The sequence below is a fragment of the Pantoea sp. SGAir0180 genome (assembly GCF_043546245.1).
The window spans coordinates 3,060,734-3,084,435 of record NZ_CP028071.1; the positions used below are offsets into that span (position 1 = coordinate 3,060,734).

Below are 23,702 nucleotides of genomic sequence, written 5' to 3' on the forward strand. Positions count from 1 at the left end.
GAAAAAGCAGAAGGCTGGATTGTCCAGAGCAGACATCACAGCGTCAAGGCAAGAATTGTAGGCCAATATTGACAAAACGCACCGGGAGACACTGTATAAATATCCATGTTATACTTTTTAACCGCATGCCCGATTCGCTATCAGCCTGGAGAATACGTGAATAAGCCCCGCGCAGGGTTTCTGCTGAGCCGTCACTGGCGCGATACGCCGCAAGGCACCGAAATTACGCTCTGGCTGGCCACCGATGACGGTGCTCAGCGCGTCGTGCTGCCCGTGCAGGAATCGGTGACGTTTATTCCCTGCGAGTACCAGGCGCAGGTCGAAACGCTGCTACAGGACGAGCGCCAGGTGCGCATGCAGCCTCTCCAGTTAACCGATTTTCGCCGCCGGCCGGTATTTGGCCTTTACTGCCGCCAGCATCGCCAGCTTCAGTGGATTGAAAAGAAACTGCGCGAAAACGGCATTCCCCTTTACGAATCCGATATTCGTCCACCTGAACGCTATCTGATGGAACGGTTTATCACCGCGCCCGTGTGGTTCGATGGTGACGCGCAGGGCGATGCGCTGGTTAACGCCCGGCTCAAACCGCATCCTGACTACCGCCCACCGCTGAAATGGGTCTCACTGGATATCGAAACCACCCAGCATGGTGAGCTTTACTGCATTGGCCTTGAAGGCTGCGGCCAGCGTCAGGTTTACATGCTGGGACCGCCTAACGGCGATGCCAGCGCACTGGATTTCGAACTCATTTACCTGGAAACCCGCCCTCAACTGCTGGAGGCGCTCAATCGCTGGTTTGCCGACCACGACCCCGATGTGGTGATCGGCTGGAACGTGGTGCAGTTTGACCTGCGCGTTCTGCAGAAACATGCCGACCGCTATGGCATTCCGTTACGCCTGGGCCGCCAGCAGGCTGTACTGGAATGGCGTGAGCACGGTTTTAAACCCGGCGTGTTTTTTGCCCAGGCGCCAGGTCGGCTGATCATTGACGGTATTGATGCGCTGAAATCCGCCTTCTGGGATTTCCCCTCTTTTAGTCTGGAGTCGGTTTCACAACAACTGCTCGGCGAAGGCAAAGCTATCGATAACCCGTGGCAGCGCATGGAAGAGATCAACTGGCGTTTTGCCAACGATAAACCGGCGCTGGCACGCTATAACCTGAAGGACTGCGAGCTGGTCACACGCATCTTCCATAAAACCGAAATCATGCCGTTTTTGCTGGAGCGCGCCGCTGTTAACGGGCTGGCGGTCGATCGCCACGGCGGCTCTGTGGCGGCCTTCAGCCATCTGTATATTCCCCGCATGCATCGGGTCGGTTTTGTCGCCCCCAATCTCGGCGATGTTGCGCCGGAAGCCAGCCCCGGCGGCTATGTGATGGATTCCCGGCCAGGCCTGTATGATTCCGTATTGGTGCTGGATTACAAAAGTCTTTATCCCTCGATTATCCGCACCTTTCTGATCGATCCCGTCGGCCTCATCGAAGGGCTGGCGCACCCAACGGATGCGGATTCGGTGCCCGGCTTTCGTGAGGCGCGCTTCTCACGCGAAACGCATTGCCTGCCCGCGATTGTGGAACAGATTTGGCAGGGACGCGAAACCGCGAAAAAACAGGGCAATAAGCCCCTGTCGCAGGCCCTGAAAATCATTATGAATGCGTTTTATGGCGTGCTGGGCACCAGTGCCTGCCGCTTTTTTGATCCTCGCCTGGCCTCGTCGATTACGCTGCGCGGTCATGCCATCATGCAGCAAACCCGCGAACTCATTGAAGCCGAAGGCTATGATGTGATCTATGGCGATACGGATTCTACCTTTGTCTGGCTGAAGTCCGCCCGGGATGAAGCCGAGGCGGAAGCAACAGGCCGCGCACTGGCCGCGAAGGTCAATGACTGGTGGCGTGAACATCTCCAGCAGCAATATGGCCTGACAAGCGCACTCGAACTGGAATATGAAAATCACTTTTGCCGTTTCCTGATGCCAACCATTCGCGGTGCCGAACAGGGCAGTAAGAAACGCTACGCGGGATTAATTCGTGAAGGCGACAGTGAACGTATGGTATTTAAAGGGCTGGAGTCCGTCCGGACCGACTGGACGCCACTGGCGCAGCAGTTTCAGCAGGAACTCTACAGCCGGATATTTCATCGTCAGCCCTGGGAAGAGTACGTCCGCACGACCGTGACACAGCTGCTGGCGGGCGAACTGGACGATCAGCTCATTTATAAGAAACGCCTGCGTCGTCCGCTGAAGGAGTATGAACGCAATGTTCCGCCTCACGTGCGCGCCGCCCGTCTGGCGGATGAACACAACCGTAAACTGGGTCGGCCGCTGCAATATCAGACCGGTGGCCGTATTCGCTATGTGATAGCGACGGGCGGCCCCGAACCCGTTGAAGCCCGGACCACGCCGCTCGACTACGATCACTACGTTACGAAACAGCTGCAACCTGTTGCCGAAGGCATTTTGCCTTTCGTCGAGGGTGACTTTGCTACACTGATTACCGGGCAACTGGGGCTTTTTTGACAGGTGACGAATGCCCTGCCATCCAGTACCATAACGCCCTTCCTCAAAACTCACTGCTCTGACATACGCACCAGGCCCCTTTTGCCTGGTTGACATGCTATTGCCTGAGAATGGGGAACACCTTCAAAAACGTTAAAAATTCGAGCAAAAATTATATGGTTTTTACATTAGGTCAGCGTTGGATTAGTGATACAGAAAGTGAACTGGGATTAGGTACCGTGGTGGCGATCGATACTCGCATGATCACGCTGCTCTTCCCGGCCACAGGGGAAAATCGCCTCTACGCTCGCAGCGACTCGCCCGTCACCCGCGTGATTTTTAACCCGGGCGATACCGTGACCAGCCATGAGGGCTGGCAAATGCGGGTGGATGAAGTCCGTAATGACAATGACCTGATAACCTATATCGGTACGCGCCTGGATACTGAAGAAACCAACGTGATGCTGCGTGAAGTCATGCTCGACAGCAAACTGGTGTTCAGCAAGCCCCAGGATCGTCTGTTCGCTGGCCAGCTCGATCGCATGGATCGCTTCGCCCTGCGTTTTCGTGCGCGTAAATATCAAAGTGAACAGTACCGCCTGCCCGTCAGTGGCCTGCGTGGGATGCGTACCAACCTGATTCCCCACCAGTTGCATATCGCCCATGATGTGGGCCGTCGCCATGCACCGCGCGTTCTGCTGGCGGATGAAGTGGGTCTGGGTAAAACCATCGAAGCCGGTATGATCATTCAGCAGCAGCTGTTGGCTGGCCGCGCTGAGCGCGTACTGATTGTGGTACCAGAAACGCTGCAACATCAGTGGCTGGTTGAAATGCTGCGCCGCTTCAACCTGCGCTTTGCGCTGTTCGATGACGATCGTTACGCCGAAGCCCAGCACGACAGCGACAATGCCTTCGACACGGAACAACTGATTATCTGTTCGCTGGACTTTGTTCGTCGCAATAAGCTGCGTCTTGATAAGCTGGCCGACGCGGACTGGGATCTCCTGGTGGTCGATGAAGCGCATCACCTGGCCTGGTCTGAAGGTGAGCCAAGTCGTGAATATCAGGTCATTGAAAAGCTCGCCGAAAACACACCAGGCGTCCTGCTACTGACCGCCACGCCAGAACAACTGGGCATGGAAAGCCACTTCGCACGCCTGCGCCTGCTCGATCCCGATCGTTTTCACGACTTCGCCGCCTTCATCGAAGAGCAACAGCATTTCCGTCCGATTGCCGATGCGGTCACCTCCCTGCTGGCGGATAATCCCATCTCGCAAGACGAGATGAATATGATCAATGAGCTGGTTGGCGAGCAGGATATCGAACCGCTGCTACAGGTCGCCAACAGTGACCGCGAGGGCAAACAAGAGGCGCGCCAGGAACTCATTTCCATGCTGATGGATCGCCACGGCACCAGCCGCGTGTTGTTCCGTAACACCCGTAACGGCGTGAAGGGCTTCCCGAAACGGGAATTGCATACCATTCGCCTGCCGTTGCCGGCTCAGTACCAGACGGCCATCAAAGTTTCCAGCATCATGGGCGCGCGTAAAAGCGCCGAAGAACGCGCGCGCGACCTGCTCTATCCGGAGCAGATTTATCAAGAGTTTGAAGGCGACACCGGCACCTGGTGGAACTTCGATCCACGTGTAGAATGGCTTATGGGCTATCTGACCAGCAACCGTAAAGAGAAGGTGCTGGTGATTTGCGCGCAGGCCGCAACCGCTCTGCAACTGGAGCAGGTATTACGCGAGCGTGAAGGTATCCGTGCCGCCGTGTTCCACGAAGGGCTGTCGATTATTGAACGCGATCGGGCTGCGGCCTGGTTTGCCTCAGAAGAAAACGGCGCACAGGTTCTGCTGTGTTCAGAAATCGGCTCTGAAGGCCGTAACTTCCAGTTCGCCAGCCGCCTGGTTATGTTCGATCTGCCGTTTAACCCGGATCTGCTGGAGCAGCGCATCGGTCGTCTGGATCGTATCGGTCAGGCGCATGACATTCAGATTCTGGTGCCATGGCTGGAAAAAACCGCTCAGGCGGTCCTGCTGCGCTGGTATCACGAAGGGCTGGATGCCTTTGAGCACACCTGTCCGACCGGCAGAACCCTCTATGACAGCGTGCACGCTGAACTGATTAATTATCTGGCTGCCCCTGAAAACAGTGAAGGCTTTGATGACTTTATCGACGCCTGCCGTAAACAGCATGACGCGCTGAAATCTCAGCTTGAACAAGGTCGGGATCGGTTACTGGAGCTGAACTCGAACGGCGGCGACGCCGCGCAGATGCTGGCGAATACCATTGCCGAGCAGGATAACGACACCGAGCTGGTCAACTTTGCCCTGAATCTGTTTGATATCGTGGGCATCAATCAGGAAGATCGTAGCGATAACCTGATTGTGCTGACGCCGTCAGATCATATGCTAGTCCCGGATTTCCCGGGCTTACCTGAAGACGGTTGCACCATCACGTTCAACCGCGATCAGGCCCTGTCGCGTGAAGATACCCAGTTTATTACCTGGGAACATCCGCTGATCCGTAACGGCCTGGATCTGATCCTGTCGGGCGACACGGGCAGTTGTGCGCTGTCGCTGCTGAAGAATAAGGCATTGCCTGTCGGCACGCTGCTGGTAGAACTGATTTACGTGGTGGAATCTCAGGCACCTAAGCATCTGCAGTTAACCCGTTTCCTGCCGCCAACGCCTGTGCGTTTGCTGTTAGATCGCAAGGGCACTAACCTGGCAGGTAAAGTGGAGTTCGAGAGCTTCAACCGTCAGTTGAATGCGGTCAACCGCCATACAGGCAGTAAGCTGGTGAACGCCGTTCAGCAGGATGTTCACGCTATTCTTACCCTGGCGGAAAAAGAAGTCGTCAGTGAAGCACGTGCCATAATCGATACGGCACGGCGCGAAGCGAGTGAAAAGCTGGGGGCCGAGTTATCGCGTCTGGAAGCCCTGAAAGCCGTCAACCCCAATATTCGTGACGATGAAGTTGACGCGCTGGAAAGCAATCGCGAGCAGGTGCTGGAAAGTCTGGATGAAGCCACCTGGCGCCTGGATGCGCTGCGTCTGATTGTGGTTACGCATCAGTAAGTTCAGGGCCGCAAGGCCCTCTTTTTTGGAATAATGTATGGAACCCTATAATCCGCCGCTTGAGCCCTGGCTGCACATTCTCTATCAGGATGCGCACATCATGGTGGTGAATAAGCCCAGCGGCCTGCTTTCCGTGCCGGGTCGACTTGAGACGCACAAAGACAGCGTGATGACGCGGATCCAGCGGGATTATCCTGAAGCCGAATCGGTGCATCGGCTGGATATGGCCACCAGCGGCGTGATTGTCGTCGCACTGACGAAAGCCGCTGAGCGTGAACTAAAACGTCAGTTTCGCGAGCGCGAACCCGCCAAAACCTATGTCGCTCAGGTCTGGGGACATCCGGCAGAGGAAAAAGGCCTGGTGGATTTGCCCTTGATTTGTGACTGGCCCAACCGGCCAAAACAGAAAGTGTGTTTTGAGACGGGTAAGTCGGCACAAACCGAGTATCAGGTGGTGGAATATCGGGACGATAACAGCGCACGCGTCACGTTGAAGCCCATTACCGGCCGTTCGCACCAGTTGCGCGTGCATATGCTGGCGCTGGGCCATCCGATACTTGGGGACGGGTTTTATGCTCACCCGGAAGCCAGGGCAATGGCAAGCCGGCTTCTGCTGCATGCCGAATCGCTGACCATCACGCATCCTGCTTTTGGCAGTGCGATGACCTTCAAGCAGCCCGCCGATTTCTGACCGGCCCGTTTATGACTCGCGCGCCCCGCGGATGAATCACCGGGGCGCACGCCGCTTACTTAAAGCCTTTTTCTTTGCGAATCAGATCGTAAGCCGACTGAATGTCCTGCGCTTTCTGTTTGGCCATTTCCATCATTTCTGGCGGTAACCCTTTTGCCACCAGCTTATCGGGATGGTGCTCACTCATCAGTTTGCGATAGGCTCGCTTGATGGTAGTGGCATCATCACTGCTTTTCACGCCCAGCACATTACAGGCATCGTCCAGCGTAGGACCGCGTTGTGCCTGCTGGAAACCACCTTGAGAATAACTGCGGCCGCCGCCAAACTGCTGGCCGCCTTCCATCATGCGCAGAAACTGATCGAACTGGCTGTGTGAAATGCCCAACTCTTCACCAATCACGTACAGGACCTGACGTTCGTTGGGATGCAGTGTGCCGTCGGCAAACGCGGCCTGAATCTGAATTTCCAGAAACATCCGAATCAGGTCAAAACGACCAAAGCAGGCACTGCGTAATTCGCGCAGTTTGGTCCGCAACGGATATTCGCCCTGTTTGCCCTCACGAAAAGCATGTTGTGCGGCAGTACGCGCCTCACCGTGAAGCTGCATGCGGTCCATAAACAGAGACGCAATCTGGATGTCCGCTTCCGTTACGCGCCCTTTCGATTTGGTTAAATGCCCCATCACCTGAAACGTGGTGCTGAAAAACAGTGACTGTCGGGTCTGGGTGTTTGAAAAGTACGCCTTGCTTTGTGCGCCGCGAACCTTGTCAAATCCATGCCCAATGATCAGGCCGATTACAATTCCCCAAAAGCCCGCGCCAGACAATAATCCCAGCACCAGACCTATAACTTTTCCCCAGTAGCGCATAAACTCCTCAATTCGCCATGCTTACGGCTGAAAATTGCATTATCATACCTGTCATTTATCTCAGCGCCTAACGGCAGCGCGGACAGAAAAGGATTAACACTGGCGCAACGCCAGGCAGTGCGTTAGTCTCTGACCCGATTGTCGGCATGATGCCAGTTTTCATGGAATTCTCGATACCGCGTATGAAAAAACGTATACCTACTCTGCTGGCCACCCTGATCGGCGCAGCCATTAGCCAGCAAGCCTTCGCCGACGATTTAATGTCGCAGTGTATGTTAGGCGTGCCGAGTTATAATCGCCCTCTGGTCAATGGCGATCCCAATCAGTTGCCCGTTACTATTCACTCGGATTCCGTGAAAGGCAACTATCCTGATGATGCCATTTTCAAAGGTGATGTAGACGTCAGCCAGGGCAACAGCCGCATGCTGGCTGATGAGGTGCAACTTCACCAACGCCAGCCAGAAGGCCAGACGACGCCCGTCCGGACCGTCGATGCGCTAGGTAATGTGCACTACGACGATAATCAGGTCATCCTGAAAGGTCCGAAAGCCTGGTCGAATCTTAACACCAAAGATACTAACGTCTGGGACGGTGATTATCAGATGGTCGGCCGCCAGGGGCGGGGTACGGGCGATCAAATGAAGCTGCGTGGACAAAACCGTTACACCATCATGGAAAACGGCACCTTCACGTCCTGTCTGCCCGGCAGTAACAGCTGGAGCGTGGCGGGGTCCGAAATCATTCAGGATCGCCAGGAAGAAGTGGCAGAGATTTGGAATGCGCGCTTTAAACTCGGTTCCGTCCCGGTATTCTACAGCCCGTATCTGCAGTTGCCGCTGGGCGACCGTCGCCGCTCAGGCTTCCTGATCCCTAATGCCAAATACGGCAGCAATAATGGTTTCGAGTTTATTCTGCCTTACTACTGGAACATCGCGCCTCAGGCCGATGCCACCATTACGCCGCACTATATGAGTAAACGTGGTCTGCAATTGCAGAACGAATTCCGTTACCTCACAGAAGCGGGCGCAGGTCTGGTCGAATTTGATTACCTGGCGTCGGATAAGCAGTACGACAATGAAAAAGCAGCGCGCGGCATAGCCCAAAGCGACAGTTCAGACCGCTGGTTATTTTACTGGCGTCATGCCGGTGTATATGACCAGCACTGGCGCTTTAACGCCGACTATACCAAGGTCAGCGATCAGTATTACTTCAACGATCTGACGTCGCCTTATTACAGCTCGACTGACGGCTATGCCTCACAGAAATTTAGCGTCGGTTATGCGGATACTAATTGGGACGCAACCCTGTCGACCAAAGATTTCCAGATTTTTGGTAATACCAGTAACAGCAATGTCTATCGTGCCTTTCCGCAACTGGACCTGAACTGGTACCAGAATGATGTCGGCCCGTTTGACACCCGCATCTATGCCCAGGCCGTGAAGTTTACTAACGTGAACAGCAGTTTCCCCGAAACCACGCGTTTACATGTTGAACCTACGCTCGATCTGCCGTTATCAAACAGCTGGGCCAGCCTGGATACTGAAGCCAAATTTCTGGCCACGCACTATCAGCAAAAAGATGTTGATTACTACAACGCTAACTTTGCCCCCACCAGCACTACCAGCGGTGTCCTGAAAGACTCCGTCAACCGCACATTACCGCAGTTTAAAGTCGATGGGCGCATGGTATTTGATCGTGATATGGACTGGGCGCAGGGTTACACCCAAACGCTGGAGCCAAGGGTTCAGTACCTGTATATCCCGTATCGGGACCAGAGCGACATCTATCCTTACGACTCCACGCTGCTGCAAACGGACTACACCGGCCTGTTCCGCGATCGCTCTTACAGCGGTCTGGATCGCATCGCCTCAGCGAACCAGGTCGCGACCGGTGTGACTACACGAATTTATGATAATGATCTGGTTGAACGTTTTAACGTTTCTGTGGGTCAAATCTATTCGTTCACGCCTTCGCGTACAGGCGTTAACCAGACCAACAAAGATGACGATACCGGCAGTCTTCTTTGGGCCGGCGATACGTACTGGAAGATCAGCGAACGCTGGGGCGTGCGTGGCGGGCTGCAATACGATACCCGCCTGAATAACGTGGCGCAGGGCAATACCGTGCTGGAATACCGTCGTGATGCTGACCGTATGGTGCAGTTGAGCTACCGTTACAGCAGCCCGGAGTATGTTGCTTCTGCGCTTAACGACAGCTCACTGGTGAATAACCCGATTTATAAAAACGGGATTTCACAGGTTGGCACCACGGCAAGTTGGCCAATTCATGATGCCTGGTCGGTGGTTGGCGCGTATTACTACGATACGCGCAATAATCGCCCGGCATCACAGCTGGTTGGCCTGCAGTACAGCTCGTGTTGCTACGCGATTCGTCTGGGATATGAACGTAAAATCAACGGTTGGGAAAACAACGACAGTAAGTACGACAACCAAATCTCATTCAACATTGAGTTACGTGGCCTGAGCTCGAATTATGGCCTGGGCACTGGCCAGATGCTGAGTCAGGGGATCATCCCTTACCAGCGTGCATTCTGATGTTGTGATGTTTGACAGGCAATCCCGCAGTGCGGAACCAATAATGGATAAAGTATGAAGAACTGGAGAATGCTGATTCTTGGTGTGGCGATCAGTGCCAACACCGTGTTCGCAGCACCACAAGTGGTTGATAAAGTTGCAGCTGTGGTTAATAACGGCGTGGTCCTTGAGAGTGACGTGGACAGCATGATGAACACCGTTAAATCTCAGGCGAAACAGGCCGGCCAGCAGCTACCGGACGATAAAACCTTACGCCATCAGATCCTTGAGCGTGAGATTATGGACGCGATCATTCTGCAGTTAGGCGATAAAGCCGGTTTGCAAATCAGCGATCAGCAGTTGGATCAGGCCATTCAGAATATTGCCGCACAAAACCACATGACCCTCGATCAACTGCGCAGTCGTCTGGCCTATGACGGTATGGACTACAACACGTATCGGTCGCAGATTCGTAAAGAGATGCTGATCTCTGAAGTCCGTAATAACGAAGTCCGCCGTCGCGTCACCATCCTGCCGCAGGAAGTGGATACGCTGGCAAAACAGGTGGGTGCGCAGAATACTCAAGGGACTGAGATGAATATCAGTACCATTCTTCTGCCGCTGCCTGAAAACCCGACACAACAGCAGGTTGACGACCAGGAAAAACTGGCAAAACAGCTGGTGAGCGAACTGAAGGGCGGTGCTGATTTCGGCAAACTGGCCGTTACCTACTCCGCTGACTCCCAGGCCCTGAAAGGCGGCAATATGGGCTGGTCAAAAATTGAAGAGCTGCCGACGCTGTTTGCTCAGGCTCTGGCCACGGCAAAAAAAGGCGATATCGTTGGTCCGATTCGTTCCGGTGTGGGCTTCCATATTCTGAAAGTGAACGATTTGCGTGGCGAAAGCAAAAACATCTCTGTCACCGAGGTGCATGCACGCCATATTCTGCTGAAGCCGTCACCGATCATGACTGACGATCAGGCCCGCGCGAAGCTGGAACAAATTGCCGCCGATATCCGCAGCGGTAAAACCACTTTTGCGGCCGCCGCAAAACAATTCTCTGACGATCCGGGCTCGGCTAACCAGGGCGGCGATCTGGGATGGACCTCGCCTGAAGTCTTTGACCCGGCGTTCCGCGATGCGCTGCTACGCCTGAAAAAAGGGGAAATGAGCCAGCCCGTTCATTCCTCTTTCGGCTGGCATTTGATTCAGTTGCTGGACACGCGTCAGGTTGATAAAACGGATGCAGCCCAGAAAGAGCGTGCTTACCGCATGCTGTTCAACCGCAAGTTCGCGGAAGAAGCGCAGACCTGGATGCAGGAGCAACGTGCAGGGGCTTACGTGAAAATTCTGGATAACAATGCGCAGTGATTGTCGTGTGGTGATTACGCCCGGCGAACCCGCCGGGATTGGTCCCGATCTGGCTGTGCAACTGGCTCAACAGGCCTGGCCTGTTGAGCTGGTCGTTTGTGCGTCTCCCCAGCTCTTGCTGCAGCGCGCCGCATTGCTGGGTTTGCCTCTGACCCTTCGTCTTTACGATTCTGCCGAGCCTCCAGTGCCCCAGCAGGCCGGTACACTCACCGTCCTTCCCGTTGAACTCCCGCAGCCCGTCACACCCGGTACGCTTTGTGTCGACAACGGTCACTATGTACTGGAAACGCTGGCTCGCGCCTGCGACGGCTGCTTGTCCGGTGAGTTTGCTGCATTGATTACCGGCCCTGTGCATAAGGGCGTGATCAATGACGCGGGGATACCGTTTACAGGCCATACCGAATTCTTTGCCGAGCGTGCAGGCGCGCACCGCGTGGTCATGATGCTGGCAACAGAGCAGTTACGCGTCGCGCTTGCGACCACGCACCTGCCGTTAAAAGCGGTCGCTGACGCCGTCACCCGGGATTGCCTGCATGAAGTGATCACGATCCTGCATCAGGATCTCAAAGAGAAATTCGCGATCGCCCAGCCGCATATTTTTGTTTGTGGGCTGAATCCTCATGCGGGTGAAGGCGGCCACATGGGTCGGGAAGAGATAGACACGATTATCCCGGCCCTGAATGAACTCCGCCAACAGGGTATTCAGCTGACTGGCCCATTGCCCGCGGACACACTTTTCCAGCCCAAATATCTGCAACATGCCGATGCGGTGCTGGCGATGTATCACGATCAGGGCTTACCGGTCCTCAAATTTCAGGGATTTGGTCGCGCGGTGAATATTACCCTCGGCCTGCCGTTTATCCGTACCTCAGTCGATCACGGCACCGCGCTTGAACTAGCCGGGCTGGGTCAGGCTGACGCGGGCAGCTTTATCACGGCGCTTAATCTCGCCATCACTATGATCAAGAGCAGTAATGAATAATCGCGTCCATCAGGGGCACTACGCCCGTAAACGTTTCGGGCAGAACTTCCTGAACGATCAATACATTATCGACAGCATTGTCTCCGCCATTCATCCGCAACGCGACGAAGCGTTAGTCGAGATTGGGCCGGGCCTCGGTGCCCTGACAGAACCGGTCGGCGAACGTCTCGACAGCTTAACGGTTGTGGAGCTTGACCGCGATCTGGCAGCCCGCCTGCAGACACATCCGTTTTTAGGTCCTAAGCTGACGATTTATCAGCAGGATGCCATGACCTTTGATTTTGCCGCGCTGGCTAAAGAGAAAGGCCAGCCGCTACGCGTCTTTGGTAATCTGCCCTACAACATTTCGACCCCGCTGATGTTTCATCTGTTCAGCTATACTGGTTCGATTAAAGATATGCACTTCATGCTGCAGAAAGAAGTGGTTAATCGCCTGGTGGCCGGTCCGGGCAGCAAAGCATATGGTCGCCTGAGCGTCATGGCGCAGTATTACTGCCAGGTCATCCCAGTGCTGGAAGTGCCACCGCACGCTTTTACGCCGCCTCCTAAGGTGGATTCAGCGGTAGTACGTTTGGTGCCTTTTATGACGCCACCGCATCCGGTAAAAGACGTGCGTATTTTAAGCCGTATTACCACGGAAGCGTTCGGCCAACGTCGTAAAACGCTGCGTAACAGCCTGAGCCATATGGTGACTGCGGGTGCGCTGGAAGACTTGTCGATCGATACGGGCCTGCGTGCAGAAAACGTGTCGGTTGCGCAATATTGTCAGTTAGCAAACTGGTTGGCAGACCATCTGGATAAACCGCAGGAGTAACCTATGAGTGAACCGGCCCGCGTATCGATCCACGTCCAAAGCCTTTATGTCGCCTCGCAATCCTCACCGGAAGAAGAGCGTTATGTTTTTGCTTATACCGTTACGATCCGCAATTTAGGCCGCTCCTCTGTGCAACTGCTCGGGCGCTACTGGTTGATCACCAACGGCAATGGACGTGAAACAGAAGTTCAGGGTGAAGGCGTAATCGGTGAACAACCACACATTGCGTCCGGTAGTGAATACCAATATACCAGTGGCGCGGTGCTTGAAACGCCTATGGGCACGATGCAGGGCCACTATGTGATGGTGGATGAGCAAGGCGATACGTTTCACGTCGACATCCCCGTTTTCCGCCTGGCTGTTGAAAGCCATATTCACTGAACCTGATGCCTTTCGCCCGACTAACGGGCGACTGTTTTTAGTTGGATAATTCACAATGAATACTTACCTGATTGGCGACGTTCACGGTTGTTATGATGAATTACGTGCTCTGCTAAACCAGGTGAACTATGATCCTGGTCAGGATACCTTGTGGCTGACAGGTGATCTGGTCGCACGTGGGCCCGGCTCGCTGGAGGTACTACGCTACGTCAAATCGCTGGGAGACAGCGTCCGCCTGGTTCTGGGCAATCACGATCTGCATTTGCTGGCCGTTTATGCCGGCATCAGCCGCAATAAACCTAAAGATCGCCTGACGCCGCTGCTGGAAGCGGAAGACGCAGATGAATTGATCAACTGGCTACGTCGGCAGCCTCTGCTGCAGGTTGATGAAGAAAAGAAGCTGGTGATGGGCCATGCGGGCATTACGCCGCAGTGGGATCTGGAGACGGCGCAACGCTGCGCGCGTGAAGTCGAAGCCGTCTTGGCCAGTGACAGCTATCCGCTGTTCCTTGATGCCATGTATGGCGACATGCCGAATAACTGGAGCGAATCCCTGTCCGGCCTGGCGCGGCTACGTTTCTCTACTAACGCGCTGACCCGTATGCGTTTTTGCTTCCCAAACGGACAGCTCGATATGATTTGTAAGGATGCGCCTGAATCAGCGCCGCCACCGCTTAAACCCTGGTTTACGATTGAAGGGCCCGTTGCCCGCGATCACACCATTGTGTTTGGGCACTGGGCATCACTGGAAGGCAAAGGGACACCAGAGGGCATTATCGGTCTGGATACCGGTTGCTGCTGGGGTGGGAATCTGACCCTGCTGCACTGGGAAACGCAGCGTTATTATGTTCAGCCTTCCAACCGCCAGCTTTCTGTACCAGACGATCTGTCACCCCAACAGTCAGCCAGCTGATCCACCGCCATAAAAACGCCTTGTCCCAACAACAAGGCGTTTTTCGATCCCCATTAACGACGTCGTTCGAGGATCTCGAAGCAGTAGCTGTGCGAATTCTGCTCGTCAGCGTCATGGAATTCGCTAAAGGTAGAATGCCATTCATCCGGTTCGTAGTCCGGGAACTGGGTATCCCCTTCTACTTCAGCATCAATATGCGTCAGATAAAGGCGGTCAGCGCGGGCTAACATCTGTTCATAAATGCGGCCGCCGCCAATGACCATGATCTCTTCAGCTTCGCCCGCAGCATTTACTGCGTCATCCAGCGACGTTACCCAGGTAACGCCTTCTGCGTGACCGGGTTTACTGCTGACCACAATATTCAACCGGCCCGGTAAAGGCCGGCCAATCGATTCAAAAGTCAGCCTGCCCATAATGACGGGCTTTTTCAGTGTGTTGCGCTTAAACCACGCCAGATCTGCAGGCAGGTCCCACGGCATGGCGTTTTCCATTCCAATAATGCGATCTGCTGCTAATGCCGCGATAAGACTAATCATGTTAAAAAGCTCGCTGAAAAAAACAGGCGCCATGATACGTAAAGGTTAAACCTTCGTCGATAGCAGGAACGGGCTTCTTAAATAAAGCGGCATAGACACCGCCTTTCAGAGTTTGTACAGGGTTTTACTCCGCAAAAATCGCGGTTATAACCCTTAAATCGCCAGATAATGACGTGAGTGCGTGATAAACACAGAGAATAAAACGGCTCCAGACGGAGCCGTTGGGATTATCAGAAATCGTAGCGGAAACGAACCAGATTCATGTCGCCTTGATTATCCGTGCTGGACGTGAAGACATGTTCGTAATCCACACGGAAACCATAGTCAAGGAACAGCGTTACGCCCAGACCATTGTCGATACGCTGGTAGTTACGGCCATTCGCATATTCTAAACGGTCACCCATGACATAAGGCTGAACGGCTTTGACACCATATTGCGCCACCGGGATTTTATATCCGGCGTAATATTCGATGCCCCAGGCATCATCCGCAAAATAGTTATTCACGTTGCGCTGTTTGGTGGTCAGGAAGTTTTGGTACCAGCCCCCCCCTGCTGACAGGGTCCAGTTACCTGGCGTCCAGCTCAATGCTGTTCCAAAAATGTTTTGGTCGTAATCTTTACTGTTGCCAGTAGCAGGATTACGCATGCTGGCGCGGGTGTAGTTCCAGGCCGTACCCCATGCCAGGGTAGGCGTAATATTGTAATTCACACCCAGCGAGCCACCGCCCTGGCGCTTATAGCGCAGCCCGTTGCCCGGCAGATACTCGTTATCGCTAAACAGGTAAGAGGCGTAAAGATCGACTGCCCCATAACTGTTTTTGTATTTCAGCTGTTTACGAGAACGGTAGGAACCATCGTAATCACCGTTAATGCCGTTGCCCGGCGCCTGGGCCAGCATGTCGTAATCCCAGATATCCGTCTTGGCACCCACAACATCGTAATAAACGCTGTTCTGCTGACCAAAGGTTAACTGGCCCCAGGTTTTACTTTTCAGGCCGGTATAAAGCTGGCGGCGAGTAGTCTCGTGCGCACCTTCAGCGTAGTGATTATCCCAGTTAAACACGGCCGGAATGTTAACGCCCAGTTCATAGTAGCTGGTCCAGCTAATATCATCGAACAGATAGTAGTCGGCGCTGAAACGGAAACGGGATCCGCCGTCAAAACCATTACGCTTGTAAGATTTATCGTTGACGCCGGTTTGATGATTAAACTGGGGGCGAATGCTGCCACCAAATTTGAAATCGAGACGGCTAAGGGGATCGCCTGCTTGTGGGTCTTGTTTAAGAAGAGTGATTTCAGCCTGGCTGGAAAACGTGACCAGAGCCAACAGTGCAGCCACTGCACTCAGTGCAAAATTACGCGCTTTCATTGTTATGAATATCCTGTTTATGCTCTCTTCATGAGCGGGCAGGATATTACATTGGCCATGCATGAGTTGGTAGTACTTTGTATTATAAATTCGTGCGAAAAAGCGAATCAGGCATGATTTGATAATAATTAAATCAAATTCTTTTGGCCTGAATTCGTTACAGTTGGGCTATATGACTTTTATTCAGTCCGCTTTTAAATCAGACGTTTTAAAATTTGGGTTAAAGGTAACGATAATATTATTTATCCGAAGTCTGACCCTCTTTCTTCTTACAACACCGCATTGAAACTAACCGATTTTAAAAAGCCCCTGCCAGAAGCGCTCTGCTGATGGCAGATGCTCCAGACAGGGGCCTGAGCGCTCAGTCTGCGCTATTTATGCGCAAGGATTTGCGCATGCATCTCCTGCACCGAAATGACTTTTTCGGTTGGATCGGCATTTAGCGCCATTGCCGTTGCGAAGCCACCGTTCAGCGTCGTATCGTAATGCACCTTATATTGCAGTGCGCTGCGACGAATCAGCTTGGAGTCTTCAATCGCCTGACGACCTGCTGTGGTATTTACGATATAGGCGTACTCACCGTTTTTCAGGCGGTCCTGAATGTGCGGGCGGCCTTCGTGAACCTTATTCACCAAACGCGGGTTAATACCGGCCTCGCCCAGTACCACAGCCGTACCGTGCGTCGCATCCAGTTCAAAACCAAACTTCTGCAACTTCGCCGCGAGGTCAACGATACGTTTCTTGTCGCCTTCACGAACGGACAGCAGCGCACGTCCGGTTTTCTTCATGTTGCTTTGCGCACCCAGCATCGCCTTGGCAAACGCCTCGGCAAAGGTACGGCCCACGCCCATGACTTCCCCGGTTGAACGCATTTCAGGTCCCAGAATCGGGTCAACGCCCTGGAATTTGTTAAACGGCAGCACCACTTCTTTGACAGAGTAGTAAGGTGGAATCACCTCTTTGGTGACGCCCTGCTCCGCCAGCGTTTTGCCTGCCATTACGCGGGCTGCCACTTTTGCCAGCGGAACGCCGGTTGCTTTTGACACGAACGGGACGGTACGCGCCGCACGCGGGTTAACTTCAATCAGGTAAACTTCGTTGTCTTTGACCGCAAACTGTACGTTCATCAGGCCACGCACATTCAGCTCAAACGCCAGTTTTTCAACCTGCTGACGCATGACATTCTGAATATCCTGACTCAAGGTGTAGGCCGGCAGTGAACAGGCCGAGTCACCCGAGTGAACGCCAGCCTGCTCGATATGTTCCATGATACCGCCGATCAGCACGCGCTCACCGTCGCAGATAGCATCCACATCGACTTCGACGGCATCATCCAGGAAGCGATCCAGCAAGACCGGCGCATCGTTGGACACTGACACCGCCGTCTGGAAATAGCGTTTCAGGTCGATTTCGTCGTAGACAATTTCCATGGCGCGTCCGCCCAGGACATAAGAGGGGCGGACCACCAGCGGATAACCAATGCCCGCCGCTTTTTCAACCGCCTGCTCCAGCGTGGTGACGGTGGCGTTAGCTGGCTGCTTCAAACTCAGACGGTCAACCGCCTGCTGAAAACGTTCACGGTCTTCTGCGCGATCAATGGCATCCGGGCTGGTGCCAATGACCGGCACACCTGCCGCTTCCAGCGCGCGAGCCAGTTTCAGTGGCGTTTGTCCACCGTACTGCACGATAACGCCTTTCGGTTTTTCGATGCGCACGATTTCCAGCACGTCTTCCAGCGTGACAGGTTCAAAGTAGAGGCGGTCAGAAGTGTCGTAATCGGTGGACACGGTTTCCGGGTTACAGTTGACCATGATGGTTTCATAGCCATCTTCACGCAGCGCCAGTGCTGCGTGGACACAGCAGTAGTCAAACTCAATGCCCTGACCAATACGGTTTGGTCCACCACCCAGCACCATAATCTTGTCGCGATCCTGATTAGGATGAGCTTCGCACTCTTCTTCATAGGTGGAGTACATATAAGCGGTATCTGTTGCAAATTCCGCCGCACAGGTATCCACGCGCTTATAGACTGGGTGAAGATGATGCTGCTGACGCAGTTTACGAATCTCGCCTTCCGCGACGCCCGCGAGGGCTGCCAGACGTGCGTCGGCAAAACCTTTGCGCTTCAGCGCGCGCAGGAAATCCGCGTTAAGGCCATTGATGCCTTCACGCGCTACCTGCTCTTCCAGGCGAACCAGCTCTTCAATCTGCACCAGGAACCAGCGATCAATATTGGTAAGATTAAATACGCCATCGACCGACATGCCTGCACGGAACGCGTCCGCGATGTACCAGATACGATCCGAACCGGCATCTTTCAGCTCACGACGAATGCGGGTCAACGCTTCCGCATCATCCAGATGCACTTTCGGGTCAAAACCATTAGCTCCCACTTCCAGACCACGCAGTGCTTTCTGCACCGACTCCTGGAAAGTACGGCCAATCGCCATGACTTCACCCACCGATTTCATCTGGGTGGTCAGACGGTCATTCGCACCGGCAAATTTTTCAAAGTTGAAGCGAGGAATTTTTGTCACGACATAATCGATAGACGGCTCGAACGAGGCTGGTGTGCGTCCCCCAGTGATATCGTTCATCAGCTCATCCAGCGTAAAGCCTACCGCCAGTTTCGCGGCCACTTTGGCAATCGGGAATCCGGTGGCCTTCGATGCCAGCGCTGAAGAGCGTGACACACGCGGGTTCATCTCGATGACGATCAGACGGCCATTTTTCGGGTTCACCGCGAACTGGACGTTGGAGCCACCGGTTTCCACGCCGATCTCACGCAGTACCGCCAGCGAGGCGTTACGCATGATCTGGTACTCTTTGTCGGTCAGCGTCTGTGCGGGCGCCACCGTAATGGAGTCACCGGTGTGAATGCCCATGGCGTCAAAGTTTTCGATAGAGCAGACAATGATGCAGTTGTCGTTTTTGTCACGCACAACTTCCATCTCATACTCTTTCCAGCCAATCAGCGATTCGTCGATTAACAGCTCGTTGGTGGGCGAAAGATCGAGTCCGCGTTCGCAGATCTCTTCAAACTCTTCGCGGTTATACGCGATACCGCCACCGGTGCCGCCCATAGTGAACGACGGACGAATAATGCAGGGGAAGCCGACATCGGCAGCCACCGCCAGCGCTTCTTCCATCGTATGTGCGATACCGGAGCGCGCCGTATCCAGACCAATGCTTTTCATCGCCACGTCGAAGCGGCGGCGGTCTTCCGCTTTATCGATCGCATCGGCCGTGGCACCGATCATGGTTACGCCAAACTCGTCAAGAACGCCCTGACGTTCCAGCTCCAGCGCACAGTTCAGCGCCGTCTGGCCGCCCATGGTTGGCAACACCGCATCCGGACGCTCTTTCTCAATAATCTTACGTACCACTTCCCAGTGAATCGGCTCGATGTAGGTTGCATCGGCCATTTCCGGGTCGGTCATAATGGTCGCCGGGTTCGAGTTCACCAGAATGACGCGGTAACCCTCTTCGCGCAGGGCTTTACAGGCCTGGGCACCGGAATAGTCGAATTCGCAGGCCTGACCGATCACAATCGGACCGGCACCAAGAATCAGGATGGATTTTATATCTGTACGTTTTGGCATGATTAGCTCCTGATTACTTTGCTTTCGAACGGAATGCGTCAATCAACTCGATAAAGTGGTCAAATAACGGTGCGGCATCACCCGGTCCCGGGCTGGCTTCAGGATGGCCCTGGAAGCTGAACGCAGGCTTGTCGGTGCGATGGATACCCTGCACGGTTTTATCAAACAGCGAAATATGCGTTACCCGCAGATTGGCGGGCAGATGGGTTTCATCCACCGCAAAGCCGTGGTTCTGTGCCGTAATCATGACGCGATTGTTATCGAGATCTTTCACCGGGTGGTTACCACCGTGGTGACCCAGCTTCATTTTTACGGTTTTTGCGCCACTGGCCAGTGCCAGCAACTGGTGGCCAAGGCAAATGCCAAACACCGGAATGTCGGTTTTCAGAAAGGCTTCAATCGCCTCAATGGCGTAATCGCAGGGCTCCGGATCACCCGGACCGTTTGACAGGAAGATGCCATCCGGATTCATCGCCAGAACGGTTTCGGCGGGCGTTTTCGCCGGGACAACCGTCAGACGGCAGCCGCGGTCAACCAGCATGCGCAGAATATTGCGCTTAGCGCCATAATCGTAAGCCACAACATGGTAGGGCAGCGCTTCTGCTGACGTCTGCGCAGGTAAATCCCCTTCCAGCGTCCAGCTCCCCTGCAACCAGGTATAGGTTTCTGCCGTTGTCACTTCCTTCGCCAGATCCATCCCTTTCAACCCCGGAAACGCCTGCGCTTTCTGTAAGGCCAGAGCGGCATCCGGATTGTCGCCCGCGATAATGCAGCCATTCTGTGCGCCTTTCTCGCGCAGCAGACGTGTCAGCTTACGTGTATCAATATCGGCAATAGCAACAATGTTATTGCGCTGCAGATAGGCTGACAGGCTCTCTTCGCTGCGGTAGTTGCTGGCAATAAGTGGCAGGTCGCGAATGACAAGACCCTGAGCGTGAATCTGACTGGATTCTTCATCGGCGGGGTTGGCACCAACGTTGCCGATATGGGGATAAGTGAGAGTAACGATTTGACGAGAATAGGAAGGATCAGTGAGGATTTCTTGATAACCAGTCATTGACGTATTGAAAACGACTTCCCCCACTGCCGACCCTGTAGCCCCGATGGCCCGACCGTGGAATTGGGTTCCGTCTTCCAGAACCAAGAGCGCTGACTTAATCAAAACATCCTCCAGGGAATAAACAGTCACAATATCTGCATATTAATTCATAATAATGATCTGAATCAATGCAAAAACGGCCTGAGTGGTCAATTTTTGGCAAATTGCGCGCATTCTAATGATCGCTCTGCTACTTGTCCACCCTGAAGCCACTTTTTTAACATCTTTTCAGGCTCAGAGCGAAAAAAAAGAGGATAAGGGACAAAAACAGGGGCAAACATAATCAAATAATCGTTTGCTCACCGGGGAGAATCATTATTCTGCCTGAGAAGGCTATGAATTTTGACCAAATGGTCAAAATTAACAGGTTTACCGTTAAGATGAAGAGAGAAGAAATAAGTTTATGAGCATTTATACAGAAAAAATAAACAAGAGGCTTATTTTTTACAAAATTAAGGGCAATAATATTATTGCCCTTTTTCAATCAATGAATTAGCGATTGAAATCACCACATCACACAGGTAAAACCCATTACAAACTGGCTAAATCAAGGACATCACGCATATCGTAAAGCCCTTTTTTCTTCGCACTTACCCATAATGCCGCCTTAACCGCGCCATTAGCAAACGTCATACGGCTTGACGCCTTATGAGTAATCTCTACACGCTCTCCGTCATCTGCAAACATGGCCGTGTGTTCGCCGACAATGTCACCGGCTCGCACTGTTGCAAAACCAATGGTTTGAGCCTTACGTTCGCCGGTGTGCCCTTCGCGACTGTAAACGGCATGATCAGCCAGTTTCCAGTCCATGGCGTCGGCAATCGCTTCCCCCATGGCCAGCGCCGTTCCTGAAGGGGCGTCCACTTTGTGACGATGATGCGCTTCGATAATCTCAATATCCGCATAATCGCCCATCACGGTAGCGGCTTTCTCCAGCAGCTTCAGAACCAGATTGACGCCAACGCTGAAGTTCGCCGCAAAGACAATCCCCGTCTCTGTTGCCGCATCACGAATCGCCGCCTTACCGGCTTCGTCAAATCCGGTCGTACCAATAATCATTGCCTTGCGGTGTTCACGGCACAGTGCCAGGTAGGCCAGCGTCCCTTCGGGACGGGTGAAATCGATTAAAACGTCAAAATCATCCATCACAGCACGTAAATCATCGACAACGGGAACGTCCAGTTTGCCCACGCCCGCCAGTTCACCAGCATCGGTGCCGATTAATGACGAGCCCGGACGTGCCAGTGCCGCGCCCAGATCCACGCCGTTGGCATGAACGACCGCCTGAATCAGGTTACGGCCCATGCGTCCCGGCGCACCCACGATGGCAATGCGGATATTCTTCATATTTATTCATTCCTAAAACAAAACTATGCATGCAAGCGCAATCAGGTTAACCATGAGATAACAACTGCGCCACTTTTTCTCGGGGATAATAAGAATTTTTATGCCAGGCGAAGGCGATTATCAGTAAAAGCAATTTCACCTCGTCGTTGGCCGGGCGGCGGATAGCAAAAAGGCCGAACAGAGTCGGCCTTTTTGCTACTACAGGTTTGTTGTCACTGCACGTTGCGGACATCAACCCGCAACTCTTTGGGGACTTCAAACACGATATTTTCTTCCCGCCCTTCCAGGACTCTGGCTTCGCCGCCACCTAACGCCTGCAGACGGCTGATGACATTCTGCACCAGAATATCCGGTGCCGATGCACCCGCGGTGACGCCAACACAGCGGGCCGCGGCGATCCATTCGGGCTGGATATCCTCTGCATCGTCGATCAGATAAGCCGCTTTACCCATGCGCTGCGCCAGTTCGGCCAGACGGTTAGAGTTTGACGAGTTTTTAGATCCGACTACCAGCACGACATCCGCCTCTTCAGCGAGTGCCCTTACCGCTTCCTGCCGGTTTGTCGTGGCATAGCAGATATCATCTTTACGTGGGCCGACAATTTTCGGGAAACGGGCACGCAACGCATCAATCACTTCAGAGGTATCATCGACCGACAGCGTGGTTTGCGTCATGAAAGACAGCCGGTCATGATCTTTAACGTCCAGTTTCCAGACGTCATCTGGGGACTCCACCAGATACATGCCGCCCTTGGGGTTATTGTACTGCCCCATGGTGCCTTCGACTTCCGGGTGCCCGGCGTGACCAATCAGCACCGACTCTTCGCCCCGGCGGCTGGCGCGCGCGACTTCCATGTGCACCTTGGTCACCAGGGGGCAGGTCGCATCAAAGACCGTGAGATCACGGCTTTTCGCTTCGTTACGTACCGCCTGAGAAACGCCATGGGCAGAAAAAATCAGGATAGCACCATCCGGCACTTCGCTGATTTGCTCAATAAAAATTGCGCCGCGCTGGCGCAGGCTGTCCACCACGTAGCGGTTATGTACCACTTCATGACGCACATAGACCGGCGCACCAAACAGCGTCAGTGCGTTTTCAACAATGCTGATGGCGCGATCGACGCCAGCACAAAAACCACGTGGATTAGCCAGCAGAATTTGCATGGTTCGCCTCCAGTACCGGATCGATTTCCAGCACCTCAATGTCAAACTGAACGCGATGGCCTGCCAGCGGATGGTTAAAATCAACGGTGATTGAATCACCATTGATTTCGCGAATCACGCCCGGCATTTCACTGCCGCCCATGCCGGTAAACAGCATAATAGCCCCAATCTCAGGCTCGCCCGCTTCATTAAAGTCGCGACGCGAAAAGTACTGGATCAGATCAGGACTGACACCGCCAAACGCCTCTTCCGGTGCCAGTGAGAACTGATGTTTATCCCCGGCTTTTAAGCCCAGCAGTGCCTGTTCCAGCGCGCCGGACAGGCTACCGTCACCCAGACGAAACAGCGCAGGTTTACCGCTGGCGCGGGTGGATTCCGCCACTGAGCCATCTTCCAGCTTCAGAACGAAATGCAACAACACCGCGCTGTCGCGCTGTACAGACTCAGTCATG

General features: G+C 53.9%; 17 protein-coding genes. 9 read left to right on the forward strand and 8 right to left on the reverse strand.

Going from position 1 to position 23,702, the window contains the following annotated elements; all coding sequences use genetic code 11:
- Positions 1 to 156 precede the first annotated feature (156 nt).
- From polB to rluA, 3 genes are all read left to right on the forward strand, one after another.
- On the forward strand, positions 157 to 2,517 hold the full coding sequence (polB, locus tag C1N58_RS14485; protein WP_164482943.1) for a DNA polymerase II: 2,361 nt from the start codon (positions 157 to 159) through the stop codon (positions 2,515 to 2,517).
- Between the two features lie 155 nt (positions 2,518 to 2,672).
- Entirely contained in the window at positions 2,673 to 5,579 is a 2,907-nt protein-coding gene (gene rapA / locus C1N58_RS14490) for an RNA polymerase-associated protein RapA (protein WP_394564270.1), read from the forward strand.
- A gap of 37 nt (positions 5,580 to 5,616) precedes the next feature.
- Positions 5,617 to 6,270, forward strand: a complete 654-nt coding sequence (gene rluA / locus C1N58_RS14495; RefSeq protein ID WP_394549906.1) for a bifunctional tRNA pseudouridine(32) synthase/23S rRNA pseudouridine(746) synthase RluA — start codon at positions 5,617 to 5,619, stop codon at positions 6,268 to 6,270.
- Positions 6,271 to 6,325: 55 nt separating this feature from the next.
- Here the strand turns inward: rluA and djlA are convergent, their stop codons facing one another.
- Positions 6,326 to 7,138: a co-chaperone DjlA gene (djlA, locus tag C1N58_RS14500; protein WP_394564271.1), complete on the reverse strand. Its 813-nt coding sequence runs from the start codon at positions 7,136 to 7,138 to the stop codon at positions 6,326 to 6,328.
- Between the two features lie 182 nt (positions 7,139 to 7,320).
- Between djlA and lptD the strand changes: the two genes are divergently transcribed.
- From lptD to apaH, 6 genes are read left to right on the forward strand one after another with little or no spacing between them, the layout of a single operon-like run.
- Positions 7,321 to 9,693, forward strand: a complete 2,373-nt coding sequence (gene lptD / locus C1N58_RS14505; RefSeq protein WP_277285029.1) for an LPS assembly protein LptD — start codon at positions 7,321 to 7,323, stop codon at positions 9,691 to 9,693.
- Between the two features lie 54 nt (positions 9,694 to 9,747).
- Positions 9,748 to 11,043 (forward strand): peptidylprolyl isomerase SurA, encoded by a 1,296-nt coding sequence (gene surA / locus C1N58_RS14510; RefSeq protein WP_162286070.1) that lies wholly within the window; start codon positions 9,748 to 9,750, stop codon positions 11,041 to 11,043.
- The gene (gene pdxA, locus C1N58_RS14515) at positions 11,033 to 12,025 is read left to right on the forward strand and encodes a 4-hydroxythreonine-4-phosphate dehydrogenase PdxA (protein WP_054634510.1); all 993 of its coding nucleotides are present in this window, start codon (positions 11,033 to 11,035) and stop codon (positions 12,023 to 12,025) included. The genes surA and pdxA overlap by 11 nt, the downstream gene beginning before the upstream one ends.
- Positions 12,018 to 12,839 carry a 16S rRNA (adenine(1518)-N(6)/adenine(1519)-N(6))-dimethyltransferase RsmA gene (gene rsmA / locus C1N58_RS14520; RefSeq protein ID WP_033740232.1) on the forward strand — a complete coding sequence of 274 codons (822 nt, stop codon included), beginning with the start codon at positions 12,018 to 12,020 and terminating at the stop codon, positions 12,837 to 12,839. Before pdxA ends, rsmA begins: the two co-directional genes overlap by 8 nt.
- A gap of 3 nt (positions 12,840 to 12,842) precedes the next feature.
- A complete protein-coding gene (apaG, locus tag C1N58_RS14525; RefSeq protein ID WP_006117645.1) occupies positions 12,843 to 13,220 on the forward strand; it encodes a Co2+/Mg2+ efflux protein ApaG in 378 nt (125 codons plus the stop codon).
- A 55-nt stretch (positions 13,221 to 13,275) separates the two neighbouring features.
- Positions 13,276 to 14,133: a bis(5'-nucleosyl)-tetraphosphatase (symmetrical) ApaH gene (gene apaH, locus C1N58_RS14530; protein ID WP_033740231.1), complete on the forward strand. Its 858-nt coding sequence runs from the start codon at positions 13,276 to 13,278 to the stop codon at positions 14,131 to 14,133.
- A 53-nt stretch (positions 14,134 to 14,186) separates the two neighbouring features.
- On the opposite strand, the gene folA is transcribed toward apaH, so the two are convergent.
- The 7 genes from folA to fkpB all read right to left on the reverse strand — a co-directional run bounded on the left by folA (position 14,187) and on the right by fkpB (position 23,701).
- Positions 14,187 to 14,669 carry a type 3 dihydrofolate reductase gene (folA, locus tag C1N58_RS14535; protein WP_006117643.1) on the reverse strand — a complete coding sequence of 161 codons (483 nt, stop codon included), beginning with the start codon at positions 14,667 to 14,669 and terminating at the stop codon, positions 14,187 to 14,189.
- Between the two features lie 230 nt (positions 14,670 to 14,899).
- Positions 14,900 to 16,039, reverse strand: coding sequence for a porin (locus C1N58_RS14540; protein ID WP_033740230.1), 1,140 nt, complete (start codon positions 16,037 to 16,039; stop codon positions 14,900 to 14,902).
- A gap of 371 nt (positions 16,040 to 16,410) precedes the next feature.
- A complete protein-coding gene (gene carB, locus C1N58_RS14545; protein ID WP_006117641.1) occupies positions 16,411 to 19,641 on the reverse strand; it encodes a carbamoyl-phosphate synthase large subunit in 3,231 nt (1,076 codons plus the stop codon).
- 13 nt (positions 19,642 to 19,654) lie between these two features.
- Positions 19,655 to 20,803, reverse strand: coding sequence for a glutamine-hydrolyzing carbamoyl-phosphate synthase small subunit (carA, locus tag C1N58_RS14550; protein ID WP_006117640.1), 1,149 nt, complete (start codon positions 20,801 to 20,803; stop codon positions 19,655 to 19,657).
- Between the two features lie 468 nt (positions 20,804 to 21,271).
- On the reverse strand, positions 21,272 to 22,087 hold the full coding sequence (gene dapB, locus C1N58_RS14555) for a 4-hydroxy-tetrahydrodipicolinate reductase (RefSeq protein WP_033740228.1): 816 nt from the start codon (positions 22,085 to 22,087) through the stop codon (positions 21,272 to 21,274).
- A gap of 212 nt (positions 22,088 to 22,299) precedes the next feature.
- Complete coding sequence (gene ispH / locus C1N58_RS14560) at positions 22,300 to 23,250, reverse strand: 4-hydroxy-3-methylbut-2-enyl diphosphate reductase (RefSeq protein WP_054634514.1); 951 nt, start codon at positions 23,248 to 23,250, stop codon at positions 22,300 to 22,302.
- On the reverse strand, positions 23,231 to 23,701 hold the full coding sequence (gene fkpB, locus C1N58_RS14565; protein ID WP_033740226.1) for an FKBP-type peptidyl-prolyl cis-trans isomerase: 471 nt from the start codon (positions 23,699 to 23,701) through the stop codon (positions 23,231 to 23,233). Before fkpB ends, ispH begins: the two co-directional genes overlap by 20 nt.
- Position 23,702: the final 1 nt, after the last annotated feature.